Annotated in this window: 13 protein-coding genes and 1 pseudogene; 6 read left to right on the forward strand and 8 right to left on the reverse strand. The window is 38.9% G+C overall.

Features of this window, described 5'->3' with window-relative positions:
• Positions 1 to 414: a DUF6691 family protein gene (locus BUA16_RS16020; RefSeq protein ID WP_072765756.1), complete on the forward strand. Its 414-nt coding sequence runs from the start codon at positions 1 to 3 to the stop codon at positions 412 to 414.
• 424 nt (positions 415 to 838) lie between these two features.
• On the opposite strand, the gene BUA16_RS16025 is transcribed toward BUA16_RS16020, so the two are convergent.
• The 5 genes from BUA16_RS16025 to BUA16_RS16045 all read right to left on the reverse strand — a co-directional run bounded on the left by BUA16_RS16025 (position 839) and on the right by BUA16_RS16045 (position 4,661).
• Positions 839 to 1,114 carry an ATP-dependent Clp protease adaptor ClpS gene (locus tag BUA16_RS16025; RefSeq protein ID WP_072765757.1) on the reverse strand — a complete coding sequence of 92 codons (276 nt, stop codon included), beginning with the start codon at positions 1,112 to 1,114 and terminating at the stop codon, positions 839 to 841.
• Positions 1,115 to 1,134: 20 nt separating this feature from the next.
• Positions 1,135 to 1,971, reverse strand: a complete 837-nt coding sequence (prmA, locus tag BUA16_RS16030) for a 50S ribosomal protein L11 methyltransferase (protein ID WP_072765758.1) — start codon at positions 1,969 to 1,971, stop codon at positions 1,135 to 1,137.
• A gap of 85 nt (positions 1,972 to 2,056) precedes the next feature.
• Complete coding sequence (gene tpiA / locus BUA16_RS16035) at positions 2,057 to 2,806, reverse strand: triose-phosphate isomerase (RefSeq protein ID WP_072765759.1); 750 nt, start codon at positions 2,804 to 2,806, stop codon at positions 2,057 to 2,059.
• Between the two features lie 123 nt (positions 2,807 to 2,929).
• Complete coding sequence (locus BUA16_RS16040; RefSeq protein ID WP_072765760.1) at positions 2,930 to 4,024, reverse strand: BT_3928 family protein; 1,095 nt, start codon at positions 4,022 to 4,024, stop codon at positions 2,930 to 2,932.
• A 94-nt stretch (positions 4,025 to 4,118) separates the two neighbouring features.
• Complete coding sequence (locus tag BUA16_RS16045) at positions 4,119 to 4,661, reverse strand: DUF1599 domain-containing protein (RefSeq protein ID WP_072765761.1); 543 nt, start codon at positions 4,659 to 4,661, stop codon at positions 4,119 to 4,121.
• A gap of 112 nt (positions 4,662 to 4,773) precedes the next feature.
• Here BUA16_RS16045 and folP point away from each other — a divergent pair, with 112 nt between their 5' ends.
• Both folP and cdaA read left to right on the forward strand, forming a co-directional pair.
• A complete protein-coding gene (gene folP, locus BUA16_RS16050; RefSeq protein WP_072765762.1) occupies positions 4,774 to 5,613 on the forward strand; it encodes a dihydropteroate synthase in 840 nt (279 codons plus the stop codon).
• Between the two features lie 102 nt (positions 5,614 to 5,715).
• Positions 5,716 to 6,501 (forward strand): diadenylate cyclase CdaA, encoded by a 786-nt coding sequence (gene cdaA / locus BUA16_RS16055; RefSeq protein ID WP_072765763.1) that lies wholly within the window; start codon positions 5,716 to 5,718, stop codon positions 6,499 to 6,501.
• Between the two features lie 84 nt (positions 6,502 to 6,585).
• Here cdaA and BUA16_RS16060 read toward each other — a convergent pair whose 3' ends face one another.
• Both BUA16_RS16060 and truA read right to left on the reverse strand, forming a co-directional pair.
• Positions 6,586 to 8,352, reverse strand: coding sequence for an ABC transporter ATP-binding protein (locus BUA16_RS16060; protein WP_072765764.1), 1,767 nt, complete (start codon positions 8,350 to 8,352; stop codon positions 6,586 to 6,588).
• Between the two features lies 1 nt (position 8,353).
• Positions 8,354 to 9,097 (reverse strand): tRNA pseudouridine(38-40) synthase TruA, encoded by a 744-nt coding sequence (truA, locus tag BUA16_RS16065; RefSeq protein WP_072765765.1) that lies wholly within the window; start codon positions 9,095 to 9,097, stop codon positions 8,354 to 8,356.
• Between the two features lie 264 nt (positions 9,098 to 9,361).
• Between truA and BUA16_RS16075 the strand changes: the two genes are divergently transcribed.
• A complete protein-coding gene (locus tag BUA16_RS16075) occupies positions 9,362 to 9,862 on the forward strand; it encodes a metallophosphoesterase family protein (protein ID WP_072765767.1) in 501 nt (166 codons plus the stop codon).
• 368 nt (positions 9,863 to 10,230) lie between these two features.
• Here BUA16_RS16075 and BUA16_RS16080 read toward each other — a convergent pair whose 3' ends face one another.
• Positions 10,231 to 10,641: a DUF4293 domain-containing protein gene (locus tag BUA16_RS16080; protein ID WP_072765768.1), complete on the reverse strand. Its 411-nt coding sequence runs from the start codon at positions 10,639 to 10,641 to the stop codon at positions 10,231 to 10,233.
• A 198-nt stretch (positions 10,642 to 10,839) separates the two neighbouring features.
• On the opposite strand from BUA16_RS16080, the gene rho reads away from it, so the two are divergent.
• Positions 10,840 to 12,525: a transcription termination factor Rho gene (gene rho / locus BUA16_RS16085; RefSeq protein WP_072765769.1), complete on the forward strand. Its 1,686-nt coding sequence runs from the start codon at positions 10,840 to 10,842 to the stop codon at positions 12,523 to 12,525.
• Positions 12,526 to 13,137: 612 nt separating this feature from the next.
• Positions 13,138 to 14,041 (forward strand): annotated as a pseudogene (locus BUA16_RS16090) (IS982 family transposase).
• Positions 14,042 to 14,217: the final 176 nt, after the last annotated feature.

Genomic DNA, 14,217 nt, shown 5'->3' on the forward strand with positions numbered 1-14,217 from the left:
ATGAAATTTTTAAAATTCTTATTCGTCGGTATCTTCTTTGGAATTGTTTTAGTAAAATCTGAAGCCGTTTCATGGTACCGTATTTTCGAAATGTTCAAGTTTCAGTCTTTTCATATGTATGGCATTATAGGTACCGCTGTTTTTCTTGGCGTCCTTTTTGTCGCTGCCCTTAAGCGCTTTAAAGTAAAAAGCATAGAAGGCGAAGAACTTAAATTCATACCCAAGGACAAAAGCATTAGCAGGTATCTTTTGGGCGGTACCATCTTTGGATTAGGGTGGGCTTTGGCCGGTGCTTGTCCCGGCCCCATGTATGTTTTAGTGGGAACGGGGGTATTTTCTATGTTCATTGTGATCGCCGCTGCTCTTTTAGGAACTTTTGTCTATGGACTTTTAAGGAATAAACTACCGCATTAAGCCTCGCTAACCGGTTCTGCCCCATTAGTCGTCTTAAGAAAAAAGGTCCAGGAAAACGGCCCTAAAACAGCTTATAGCCCCGCCAGCAATAGAAGGGCGGGATAAACAGTAGTGGATTCCAATAAATAGACCCCATCAGTCCTTAAGTTTTATAAACAGTGCATATTACTATGGGCGTTCCCTCCTTCGTCGGTCGGGCCCTTAGCTGTATCCCTTGCCTTGCTGCGGGGATGCCGCCGCGGTCCCTAACGCAAAAAAGGCTCTCCATGATGTGTTTTACCCGATTGAAAAAAAATGAACTCCTTGTCTTAAACAAAATAAAAAAGGCGGCAACAATAATGTTATCGCCCTTTTTATTTTAAACATCTGACCCTTAACCGAAAAATGGCCAAACACCATCTAAACGAAAGTTCCCTGCTATTGATTAAATTATTTCTGCGCTCAATCCGGCTTGTAATAGCCTACTACAACGCGATTTTAGGTCATTGTACTCACCAGTTTTAACGGTACACTTACCATTGTAATGCACAATTAAAGAACACTGTTCTGCCTGTTCCGGAGTATGGTCACAGGCCATGATCAAAGTTTCAATAACAAAATCAAAGGTATTGACTTCATCATTAAACAATACAAGTTCGTTTTGTGTTGTAATCGTCTCCTCTAAAAGAGTTTCTTCGAGGATTTTTTCCTTAGTACTCATGAATGATATTTTATTCCCCTCTAAAATACGTATTTTACTGCAACCCAGTTGTTTTTTTCAAAATTATTTTCGAATTTCAACCCTACGGATTCGCATTTTTCGCTAATCATAGCAATATCTTCCTTGTAAAAACCGCTCAACAATAACACCCCATTAGGAGTAAGACATTTTACATAGGTTGGGATATCTTCCAGAAGAATATTTCTATTAATATTAGCAATGATGACATCATATTTTTGATCGATCAGTAAACTGGCATCGCCTTCATAGACTTTAATTTGTTCGCAGTTATTGCGCTGAATATTTTCCATAGCATTCAGATAACACCAGTTATCAATGTCAATAGCATCTATTTCCGAAGCACCTCTCATAGCGGCTAAAATAGCCAACACCCCCGTGCCACTTCCCATATCCAAAACAGATTTCCCTTTAAAATCGATCTCCAGAATATGTTGCATCATCATATGGGTAGTTTCATGATGTCCTGTACCAAAACTCATTTTTGGTTCTATAACGATATCAAATTCTACCGCCGGCTTTTCGTGAAAAGGGGCTCGCACCACACATTTATCCCCTACCTGAATAGCATTAAAGTTTTTTTCCCAGGTAGCATTCCAGTTTTCTTGTTCAATTTCTACGTACTCATATTCAATTGCGAACAAAGAGTTCTCTAAAATTGGCAATCCTTCCAAAATAGTTGGGTTCCAATCTTCTTTTTTAATATAGGCCTGTACCCCATCCTCGGTTTCTACAAAACTTTCGAATTGCACTTCTCCTAATTCAGCGATCAAAATATCTGATGCAGGTTGAACAGGGCTAACCTTAAAATTATATTCTATATAAATGCTATTTGCCATCTTCTGTCTTTATTGAACATCTAAGGGGCATTAAATAAATGCCCCTTAGAATTCCCCTTGGGGATATTATTTATTAGGAAATGGATTAAATTGCTTTCACAATAGCCAAAAAGTCTTCAGCTACCAAGGAAGCACCTCCAATTAGTCCACCGTCCACATCTGGTTTAGAGAAAATCTCCACTGCATTAGAAGGTTTTACACTCCCTCCATAAAGAATAGAAACATTATCGGCTATGGTAGCATCATACGCTTCGGTAATAGTTTTACGAATAAAAGCGTGCATTTCCTGAGCTTGTTCTGGAGAAGCAGTCTCCCCGGTCCCAATGGCCCAAACAGGCTCATAAGCCAATACTATGTTACTCCAATCGGCTGCTTTAAGGGTAAATAAGGCGTTCTTTAATTGTGCTGCTACTACCGCAAAATGATTTCCAGATTTACGGTCTTCCAATTCTTCGCCAAAACAAAACATCACTCTTAAATTCTTTGCCAATGCCGCACTTACCTTTTTAGCCAAGATTTCATCGGTTTCACCAAAATAGGCTCTTCTCTCCGAATGACCAATGATAACCGTCTTAATTCCTACTCCTATTAACATATCGGCAGAAACCTCTCCGGTAAAAGCACCATTTTCTGCAAAATGCATATTTTGTGCAATTACTTCTATGGAAGAAGATTCTAAAGTACGAACCGCTCCAGCTAAATTTACGAAGGAAGGGGCTACCATTACCTCGGCCGAAGTATTTGGCAATTTCGAGGAAAGCTCAGTTACCAAGGCTTCTGTTTCAGCCAAATTTTTATTCAGTTTCCAATTCCCTGCAACTATTTTACTTCTCATTCCTTATCTTTTTTTATTCTATTTATTAAATTCCATCTATTGTAATTTCTTGTCTCCAAACCGTTTTCTATGAATATATCCAAAGCAAAAAGGGAAAGGAACAAGACTTCGTTTGCAAAGTTCTTAAAATTTCAAATCCCCCAGGTCATTATAATGTACTTTTTGAACTATAGTTCCTTTCTCTAACAATAAAACGCCAGGGTTTGATCGAACAATGGTTTTTAAAGTAGTTTCGTCGGTAAAATAAAAGTCGAATCCAAATCGAAACTCCTTCTTTTTTCTGGCGGTAAATTCCGAATCGGAAGCCGACATTCCTATAACCTTGTAACCATTCTTCATGGCCTTATCTGTTGTTTCCTTGATCTCTTTAAAAGCGCCATAATTACTTTTTCTTAGATCATAGGCTATCACCATCATCAACTTAGGCTCTTCCAATAATGCACTGGCAAAATCTTCCCCATCCTGCTCTATCGTAAAATCGTGAATCGGGGGTTCATACCCTTTCACAATTTCCGTGGTTTCTACCCCTAACAATTCCCCATCGACTGTTGGATAATCTCCTTGGGTAACGATTACCTTTTCCTCCCCGTTAACGTCAAAGGTCCACGCATAGTCAAACACGGCTTTCGGAGCATCTTCGGGGACGCTCATTCCTTCGGTGATATTAGCACCAACTTTATAAGGTCTAAAATCTATGGCCGGCAAATGGTGAAGCACATAATAGGCAAAAATAACAGAGACCATTAAACTTACTCCAACTACCAACCTTTTGGTCCTATCCCCAAAAAGAGGATTTAGGTGCTGCATCCCTACAAACAAAACAATTATTAGCACTAATAAAATTATATCCTTAGTAAAGGATTCCCAAGGGGTGAGTTTTATTGCATCGCCAAAACAGCCACAATCTGTCACCTTATTAAAGTAAGCCGAATAAAAAGTTAGAAAGGTGAAAAACACAATCATCACAAGTAAACTCCATACCGTTAGTTTCACTTTAAAACCCAACAATAGCATAATCCCCAATAAGACCTCAAAAACAACCAAAATTAAAGCCAGTTCTAAGGCATAAGGTTCCAAAAAAGCTATATCCAATACCCCTGGACTAAAATATTCCTCTAATTTAAAAGAGAACCCCACAGGGTCATTCAGTTTTATAAATCCGCTAATAATAAATAATACCCCAACAATGAGCCTGCTAAACCCTACTAAGTATTTCATCAAACCTATTTTATTTTATGGTTACTTACTATATTTTCATTATCAAGTCTCCTTTGGAACTTGAGTAATTTTGATCTATTTCTAATCCGATTACCTACTCCACGGCATTCAGATGAATCATGGCAAAAACAGCATAATTGATCATATCCTGATAATTGGCATCTATCCCTTCGCTAACCAAGGTTTTCCCTTTATTGTCCTCAATTTGTTTTACCCTTAATAACTTCTGTAAAATAAGATCGGTCAAGGAACTCACCCGCATATCTCTCCACGCTTCGCCGTAATCGTGATTTTTATTCTCCATTAGGTTTTTTGTAATCCCTATATGCTTATCGAACAAGCTTACTGCTTCTTCAGCCGAAAGATCGGGTTGGGTAACGACCCCTTTTTCCAATTGTACCAATGCCATTATGGAATAATTTATAATTCCAATAAATTCAGATTGCGCATCTTCAGCTACTTTTTGCGCTACATTTTCTTGTAAACTTCTAATTCGCTGAGCCTTGATATAAATTTGATCGGTAAGTGAGGGAAGCCTTAAAATTCGCCATGCACTACCATAGTCTTGCATTTTCTTAAGGAATAAATCCCGACAAATTTTAATGACAGCATCGTACTGCTCGGATGTATTGTGCATGTAATCTTTCTATATTTGTGTAATTTTCAATTAAACTCTAAAACTAATCAAAATTCGAGGTTTAAACTTAATTTAGCAAAGTTTTTACACCCATTTATCTTCTAAAATTAACATGACCATAAATTGCAAAGGAAATTTAATCGATTTAAGCACTCCCAAAGTCATGGGGATCCTAAATGTGACCCCCGATTCATTTTTTGATGGCGGAAAATACAGGGATGAATCGGCCATCTTAAAGCAGGTTTCAACCATGCTACAAGAAGGCGCTACTTTTATAGATGTAGGTGCCTACAGTACCAGGCCCGGTGCCGAATATGTCAGTGAAGAGGAAGAATTGACCCGCATCGTTCCCATTGTTCAGTTGTTGGTAAAAAATTTCCCGGATATTTTAATCTCTATAGATACCTTTAGAAGCAAGGTAGCCAATAGTTGCTTGTTTCACGGTGCGGCAATGATCAATGATATATCAGCTGGGAATTTAGATGCCAGAATGTTCACTACCGTAGCAAAATACCGGGCTCCTTATATTATGATGCATATGAAAGGAACTCCCCAGACCATGCAAAAATTTACAGGTTACGAACACCTACTTAAGGACATCCTTTATTATTTTTCTGAAAAAATAAGTCTCGCCAGAGCTTCTGGCCTATACGACATCATTATAGATCCAGGTTTCGGGTTTTCAAAATCCCTGGAACAGAACTATGAGATTTTTAAAAAATTTCAACTTTTACACCATCTAAAGCTGCCTATATTGACTGGGATAAGCAGAAAATCCATGATATACAAACTACTCAACTCCGAACCTTCACAAGCATTAAACGGCACTACCGCCTTAAACATGATTGCCCTACAACAGGGAACGCATATTTTAAGGGTGCATGATGTAAAACAAGCCATGGAATGCGTTCAAATTTTTGAAGCCATAGGAAAAGGGACCGATTCACTTTAGGTTTTTGCAATGCCGACGCAATAAACTTCCCTTCTCGAACTTTTTGATTGAATTTAAATTGTAGTGTGAGCCTTTTTTATATTTTTACACAAACACCCGAGCTTGGATTTTTTAAATTTTCTAGATTTTAGTATTACCGACATTATAGACATCATATTGGTGGCCATCTTACTGTATTACGTATACAAACTAGTACGTGGAACGGTTGCCATTAATATTTTTATAGGGATCGTAATCGTTTGGGCCATTTGGAAACTGACCGCCTTGCTACAAATGCAGATGATCAGTGGTATTGTAGGGGGGTTTATGAACATAGGACTAATTGCCCTGATTATTGTTTTTCAACAAGAAATTCGGAAGTTCTTATTACTGATCGGTTCAACCAATTTCGCTTCCAAACGCAACTTCTTAAAACATTTTAAATTTCTTAAACAAGAAGGACTATCTATAGGCACCAATGTCGATGCCATAATAACGGCATGCGAGCGAATGAGCAATACCAAAACCGGTGCTCTTTTGGTGATTGAAAGAAGTAACTCCCTAGATTTTATTAAGTCTACCGGCGATAAGATGAATATTGAGATTTCATCGCCCATCATTGAAAGTATATTTTATAAAAACAGTCCCTTACACGACGGAGCAGCCATTATTCAAGATAACTATATCGTTGCTACCAGAACCATTCTTCCGGTTTCCAATGAACGCAGCATACCTTTGCGTTTTGGTCTAAGACATAGGGCTGCAGTTGGGATCACCGAAAAAACAGATGCCTTGGCGATTATTGTAAGTGAAGAAACCGGACTTATTTCCTATATTAAAAATGGAGAGTTTGTACTTTTCAACGATTTGACAGAATTGACCAGCCTAATCACGGAAGACCTTCTTTAAACGAACAATCCTTAGAACAACGACACAAAGATCTTTATAATCTACAGCCCGATCTGGCCGAAATCGTTTATGGCATCCAACTCTCTAAACCACTTCTTCGGACAAGAACTGTGCTTCGTACAACTTTTTGTAATACCCGTCCTTTTGCAGTAATTCCGAATGGCTACCCGCCTCTACGATCTTACCCGCATCCATCACCAAAATTCTATCTGCTTTTTTTATGGTTGCCAGTCTATGGGCTATAATTATTGAAGTTCTACCCTCGGTAATTTTTTCGGTGGCACGCTGAATCAATTGTTCCGAATAAGTATCTACAGAAGATGTCGCTTCGTCTAACACCAAGATACTAGGGTTGCTTACATATGCCCTTAAAAAAGCGATTAGCTGGCGCTGTCCGCTAGAAAGCATGCCTCCCCTTTCCTTAATATTATACTCATAACCACCGGGAAGACTTGCAATAAATTCGTGGACCCCTATTTGCATGGCCGCCTGTTCCATATGGGCTATGGTTATTTCTTGGTCTTTTAAGCAGATATTGTTGGCAATCGTATCAGCAAACAAGAATACATCCTGCAATACCACCGCTATTTTAGATCTAAGGGAACTTAGTTTATAATCTTTAATATCTACCTGATCGACCTTAATGGAACCCGAGTTTATTTCGTAAAACCTGTTCAACAAATTCACAATGGTAGATTTCCCCGCCCCTGTGGCGCCAACAATGGCGATAGTGTCGCCAGCTTTTACTTCAAAGGATATTCCGTGAAGCACCTCTTCATTTTCTAGGTAACCAAATCGAACTTCTGAAAATTCGATATCCCCTCTGATACTTTCCTTTTCTACAGTTCCCAAGTCTTCTATATTGCTATTGGTGTCTAAAATTTTAAATACCCTGTTGGCAGCTACCATTCCCATTTGTAAGGTGTTAAATTTATCTGCGATCTGACGTAAAGGCCTAAACAGCATACTAGACAACAATATGAACATAAAAATAGTTCCGTATTCTTCCTTGTTAATATCGGCTACATTTTGAAGACCGCCATACCACACGATTAAACCAACAGTTATGGAAGATACTATCTCTGCCACGGGAAAAAAGATAGAGTTGTACCAGACAGTTTTTAACCATGCATTTTGATGCTTTTCATTTATTTCCCTAAATTTTTCCTTTTCTATTTGTTCTCTGGTAAAGAGCTGCACTATCTTCATTCCGGTAAGACGTTCTTGAACAAAGGAATTGAGATTGGACACCTGCGACCTAACTTCAATAAAAGCAACTTTCATGGCTTTTTGAAATTGCCTGGTGGCATATAAAATAATGGGCAACAAGGCAAATACGATCAGTGATAATTTCCAGTTAACAAAAATCATGACAGAGGCCACGACCAGCATTTTTAGCAAATCGGCTACAATAACAAAAAAACCTTCGCTAAAAATCTCCCCGATCCTTTGCATATCGGTTACGGCACGGGTCACCAACAGCCCTATTGAAGAGTTGTCGTAATATTTCATCTTAAACCCCATAAGGTGGTTAAAAAGCTTTATACGAATATCTTTAATCACAGATTCCCCCAACAAGTTGGCGTAATAATTAAAAGAAAGCTGACTTAACACTTCTCCGATCAGTACCCCTAGCATCGCTAGGATAAGCACCAATAATTTATCGGCGTCTTTATTGGTAATGGCATTATCTACAATTTCGCCCACCAACACAGGGGTCAATACCGCAAATAGCGATAAAAAAACCGCTACTATGGCTACCCCATAAAAAGTAAGCTGATAGGGCCTAACATGTCTTAACAAGCGTTTAAACAATCTAAAATCAAAAGCTTTTCCTGTCTCTTTATCCATTTTATCTTATGATATGATTGGGGTATTTTACTTCCGTTAAATATAATCCTTTCGCAGGTACCGATACTCCTGCCCTACTGCGATCTTTACTCTCTAAAACTAACTTCACGTCGTCTAGGGACCATTTTCCAAAACCGACTTCCAACAAGGTTCCCACCACGGCCCGGACCATATTTCGCAAGAAACGATCTGCTGTAATGGTAAAGATCAATAGCTCTTCTTTTTGTTGAAACGATGCCTTTTTAATATCGCATAAATAAGTTTTGACATCCGTATTCGATTTTGAAAAACATTCAAAATCGGCATGCTCCAATAAAATTGTGCCAGCCTCGTTCATAGCCTCCACATTTAAGGGATACTTTACGTAATGGGCAGCATCGGTCAAAAAAGGATCTTTACTCTGTACGATCCAATATTCATAAGTACGTTCTATAGCATCGAACCTGGCATGGGCATCATCCGGAACTTCGACAATATCTTTTACCGCTATATCTTTTGGCAAAAAAGCATTTAAGCGGTAGCACATTTCGTCCTTATTAAAAACTACTTCGGTATTAAAATGGGCATACATTTCCCTTGCATGCACTCCGGCATCTGTTCTCCCTGCCGCAGTTAATTGCACAGTTTCCCTAAAAAGTAAGGACATAGCCTGTTCTAATACCTCTTGAACTGTAATGGCATTAGGTTGAATCTGCCAACCGTGATATGCCTTCCCATAATATGAAAAAACTAAAAAATATCTCAAATGAATCTGCTCTTGTTGAAGTTTACAAAGATAAACCTATTCTTTTGGATATAAATATTTTGGATCTAAAATTGAAATACCGCCCACAGCTATCTTTAGCTTCCGTCACTAGCTACCTTTTAAAACAAGCCAATCGGCAATCTGCCAAACAATAGTCCTCACCTCCCTACGACCTTCCTAACCTGTCTTCGATTCTCCTAATTTAATATAAGCTTCCCTAAATTACATTAGTACCTTTGCCTTCTTATTATTAATATATAAAAAATGACCCGAATATTACTGCTATCCGATACTCACAGCCATATTGATGACAAAATTCTAAAATACGTAAAAGATGCGGATGAAGTTTGGCATGCTGGAGACATTGGCAGTTTGACTGTTACGGATGAAATACAAAAATTTAAGCCTTTGCGCGCCGTTCACGGTAATATCGACGACTACAAATGTCAATTAGAATTTCCCTTGGACCTAAAATTCACCTGTGAAGGGGTCGATGTTTGGATCACCCATATTGGAGGGTATCCTAATAAATACAATGTACGGATCCGCGAAGAGATTAAAAACAACCCCCCAAAATTATTTATATCTGGACATTCACATATCTTAAAGGTTATGTGGGACAAGAAATTAAACTTATTACATATGAATCCAGGTGCCTGCGGCACGCATGGCTTCCATCAGATTAGAACTATGCTCAGGTTTGTGATCGATGGCGAAAACATTAAAGATTTAGAAATCATAGAACTCGGAAAACGAGGGGGATAAACGCTAGGTAATTCTAAAGGCAGTGTGGTCCCATCAAATAAATTCCGCCATTCTTCCAGGCCCTACATTCCTTAATTACTATTTGAACAACAATTATAATAGCACCTTATTTTGCGTTAGGGATCGCAGCGGCATCCCCGCCGCAAAGCAAGGGATATAGCGAAGAGCCCGACCGACGAAGGAGGGAACGCCCAAAGTACCAGCCTACCATATAATAGGAATTTAAAAGAGAAGATTTATCACGGAACACACACGACAACCTCCTGAACTATAAAGTGTTCTTAGGGACAAACCCCTGAAGTAAGGCCATAAAAAAACCCGGAAACAACCCCGGGTTTTAACGCACTAATACTACTAAGATGTTAGGCTTAACGCAAGCGATCAACAGATTTTACAAGATCTTCATCCTTTTTTATTGCCCTGTTGGCCAGGACTAAAAAAACGATAGAAAATACAGGAATCAGCATCCCAATACCCTTCTCAGAAATATTCATTTCTCCGGATAAGTTTAGTGACCGATACACGAAAAATCCTAGTAAAAAAAGATTTAATATCATATTCAACCTGTTTAACACAAATTGATTTTTTCTGTTTTTGTACCTCGTTATTGCTAAAAGAGCCAAAACGGCCGTCGCATAAAAAGAGATAGAAAAAAGTACTTCGCTTTCTGCATATATCTCATTACCAGCAGCATCTGACCATAGATTTACAAAAAAAGGAAGCACCGCCCCCATTAATATCACTACGAATAAATAAACTGTCTGTATTCTTTGGATCATACTTTTTTTAACTATTTATAAAGCAAAAATAAGCGCATTTTTAAAATTTATCCACTAAATATTGAAAATTATTTGTAATATTGCTTTGTTAATAAGTCAAATCACTTACCAACAGGGGATTTCGTTCCCAAATTATTACCCAATAATAATAGAATACACTTCATGTTTTCGAAATAAGTATAATTTATTCAAGACTTAATGTTTGAGATTTCAGAATTAAAATTAAAAAAGCTTCCTGAGCTTCAGGAAATAGCCAAGGAACTAAATGTAGCTAAGTTTAAAACTTTAAAAAAGCTCGATTTGGTCTACCAAATACTTGATGTACAGGCGTCAAACCCTAAGATCGTTCAAGAAAGCGTAGCTGCAGCCCCTTCAGAAGACTCCGCTCCGAAACTTAGGCGCTCTAGAATACAAAAAGAGACCTCCAGTGAGGCAAGACCAAAAGCACAAGTTCGCCAGAAAAGGGAAGAAAACATCGATAAACCAAATACTACGGTTGAAAAAACAGCTCCGGTAGCGACTCCTAAGACGACTGCCGAAATAAAGAAAGGATTAAATAAACCCGAAAGGAAATCTAGTCCAACGCCCAACCCTGCCCAGGGAAGAAAGGAACATCAAAAAAATACCCCGGCGCAGAACAGCCCTCAGCAAAACAAACCGCAGCACAAGAAAACGCCCAACCATCCAAAAACTACCGTTGACAAGAACAACAGTAATTTTGATAAGGATTTGAAAAATAAATACAAAGAACCAGAATTTGAGTTCGACAGTATTATTGAGAGCGAAGGTGTTTTGGATATTATGCAGGACGGCTATGGCTTTTTAAGGTCTTCGGATTACAACTACCTTTCATCTCCCGATGATATTTACGTTTCTCAGTCACAAATTCGTTTATTCGGATTAAAAACAGGAGATACAGTCCTAGGAAATGTTCGTCCACCAAAAGAAGGCGAAAAATATTTTCCCCTTATCAAAGTAAATAAGATTAATGGTATCGATCCTCAGATTGTAAGAGACAGGGTATCTTTTGAGCATTTAACCCCCTTATTCCCTCAAGAAAAATTTAATTTGGCCGAGCGCCAAAGCCAAAGCACAATTTCTACCCGTATCATTGATTTGTTCTCTCCTATCGGAAAGGGACAAAGAGGTATGATCGTTGCCCAGCCAAAAACGGGTAAGACCATGCTTTTAAAGGATATTGCCAATGGAATTGCAGCCAACCACCCTGAAGTATACCAGATTATCTTGCTTATCGATGAACGTCCAGAGGAGGTTACCGATATGCAACGTAACGTGCGCGGAGAAGTAGTTGCCTCTACCTTTGACAAAGAGGCTACCGAGCACGTAAGGGTTGCCAATATTGTTTTGGAAAAAGCAAAACGTTTGGTAGAATGCGGACACGATGTTGTTATTCTTTTAGATTCTATCACTAGACTTGCCCGTGCATATAACACGGTTCAACCAGCTTCTGGCAAGGTATTAAGTGGTGGTGTAGATGCTAATGCCCTTCACAAACCTAAACGTTTCTTTGGTGCTGCCCGTAACATTGAAAACGGTGGTTCGTTAACCATTATCGCTACGGCATTAACAGAAACCGGATCTAAAATGGACGAGGTAATCTTTGAGGAATTCAAAGGTACTGGAAACATGGAATTGCAATTGGATCGAAAAATATCGAACCGAAGAATATTCCCTGCCATCGACCTTACTTCGTCAAGTACCAGAAGAGACGATCTTTTATTGGACGAGAACACGATTCAACGTATGTGGATCATGCGAAAGTATTTGGCCGATATGAACCCGGTAGAAGCTATGGAATTCATAGAACAACGCTTTAAGCAAACAAAGAACAACGAAGAGTTTTTAATGACTATGAACCAATAAATCGTTCAGATATATTCCCTTAAAATTTAAGGGACACCTTTAAAATCCCATTTGATCATAGATTGAATGGGATTTTTTTATTTAGAGATCACATTACAATGCATCTCAATTAATGGTCAGCTCAAATTCAATTACTTGTAGATTTTACCAGAATAATTTGTGCGTTCCCTCCTTCGTCGGGCGGGCTCTTCGCTATATCCCTTGCCTTGCTGCGGGGATGCCGCTGCGATCCCTAACGCAAAATAATGCAAGGATGGTTCCATATATTACTATGGAGAAAAAGCATTATGGAGACAATTCAATTTAAAAGCAATCAATAGGTTAATTTACTAGCTTCAAAACCCCTAATTCTTCCGGTATATTCCCTTAATTTCTACCTGTCATCCTTAACAGAATACCTCTATTGACAAGTTACTGATTTCCCTTAAAAACTCTTGAGGATTATTCTTGTCCAATCTTACCCCTTACGACCGTACTTCCATCAGCACAATTTAATAACCTGAGTTCGACGTAAGAATTTCGAATATTATTGGGTTTTTACACCATAGAAAAAGCGGAAATTTAGCATATTTTAATCGTCTAAAAATCAAATACTTAACTAAATTATCCGCTATGATTTCCAATGATAAAATTACTGAAATTTTCTTCAATATTGATGGGTTGTCCAAGGTTTTTGAGCCTCCTCTAAGACAAAACCTTCTAACACAGGGCAAAAAGACTAGAAATAGACCAGGTAGGATGTCCAGTAGCCAGATGATGACCATTTCAGTTATCTATCACGTGAGCGGCTTTAAGAACTTTAAGCATTTTTATATTTTTTATGTACAGAAACATATGGAAGATAAATTTCCTGACACCTTGTCCTACAACCGGTTCACCGAGCTGATGCAGTCCAATATGCTGCCCTTGGCGCTCTGCATGAAGGCGTGTTGTCTTGGAAAGTGCACGGGAATATCCTTTGTGGACTCAACACCAGTAAGGGTCTGCAATAATAAGAGAATAAACAACAACAGGGTTTTTAATGGTATCGCAACCACGGGCAGGTCAACGATGGGGTGGTTCCATGGTTTTAAACTGCACATCCTGATCAACGATAAGGGGGAACTGTTGGACTTCGTGGTTACCCAGGCGAACGAGGACGATAGAACACCTCTGAAGGCGGGCAATGTCCTGAAAAAAATCTTTGGCAGTCTATATGCCGACAAGGGATACCCCTAGAAAGAACTCGTGGAAATGCTCTTCGATCAGGGCATGCACCTGGTCACTGGCATCAGGAACAATATGAAGAATGCGTTGATGGAGATGCGGGACAAGATACCCCTACGAAAAAGGTCGGTCATAGAAACGATAAACGATCAGCTCAAGAACATCTGCCAAGCCGAACATTCGCGTCACCGCAGCTTTGGAAACTTCATTACCAACTTGGTGCAACCTTATCGCTTACTCCTTTCAAGAAAAGAATCCGGGAATCAAATTTGAAACAGAGAATACCGCACAACTTACTTTGATTTATTAATCCTTAGGTCGAACTGAGGTTTCTAGGCTACCGTAAAAAGCAAAATTAAGAGTTTACTACTGCCAAAAGAAAAGACGCAAAAAGGATTGGCTGCGCCTTTCCCTTGACGCTCCCCTTTGCAAATACAAGCCTGTATTGCGAGGCAATACGCTTTGTTGTTTTAGCGGGGATTGGCT

This window comes from Arenibacter nanhaiticus (assembly GCF_900141935.1).
GTDB lineage: Bacteria > Bacteroidota > Bacteroidia > Flavobacteriales > Flavobacteriaceae > Arenibacter > Arenibacter nanhaiticus.

What these genes read in the sequence shown, in the direction of transcription:
- BUA16_RS16020 (WP_072765756.1), top strand. Translation starts at nt 1, where the DNA reads ATGAAATTTTTAAAATTCTTATTCGTCGGTATCTTCTTTGGAATTGTT.
- BUA16_RS16025 (WP_072765757.1), bottom strand. Translation starts at nt 1,114, where the DNA reads ATGAGTACTAAGGAAAAAATCCTCGAAGAAACTCTTTTAGAGGAGACG.
- prmA (WP_072765758.1), bottom strand. Translation starts at nt 1,971, where the DNA reads ATGGCAAATAGCATTTATATAGAATATAATTTTAAGGTTAGCCCTGTT.
- tpiA (WP_072765759.1), bottom strand. Translation starts at nt 2,806, where the DNA reads ATGAGAAGTAAAATAGTTGCAGGGAATTGGAAACTGAATAAAAATTTG.
- BUA16_RS16040 (WP_072765760.1), bottom strand. Translation starts at nt 4,024, where the DNA reads ATGAAATACTTAGTAGGGTTTAGCAGGCTCATTGTTGGGGTATTATTT.
- BUA16_RS16045 (WP_072765761.1), bottom strand. Translation starts at nt 4,661, where the DNA reads ATGCACAATACATCCGAGCAGTACGATGCTGTCATTAAAATTTGTCGG.
- folP (WP_072765762.1), top strand. Translation starts at nt 4,774, where the DNA reads ATGACCATAAATTGCAAAGGAAATTTAATCGATTTAAGCACTCCCAAA.
- BUA16_RS16060 (WP_072765764.1), bottom strand. Translation starts at nt 8,352, where the DNA reads ATGGATAAAGAGACAGGAAAAGCTTTTGATTTTAGATTGTTTAAACGC.
- BUA16_RS16075 (WP_072765767.1), top strand. Translation starts at nt 9,362, where the DNA reads ATGACCCGAATATTACTGCTATCCGATACTCACAGCCATATTGATGAC.
- BUA16_RS16080 (WP_072765768.1), bottom strand. Translation starts at nt 10,641, where the DNA reads ATGATCCAAAGAATACAGACAGTTTATTTATTCGTAGTGATATTAATG.
- rho (WP_072765769.1), top strand. Translation starts at nt 10,840, where the DNA reads ATGTTTGAGATTTCAGAATTAAAATTAAAAAAGCTTCCTGAGCTTCAG.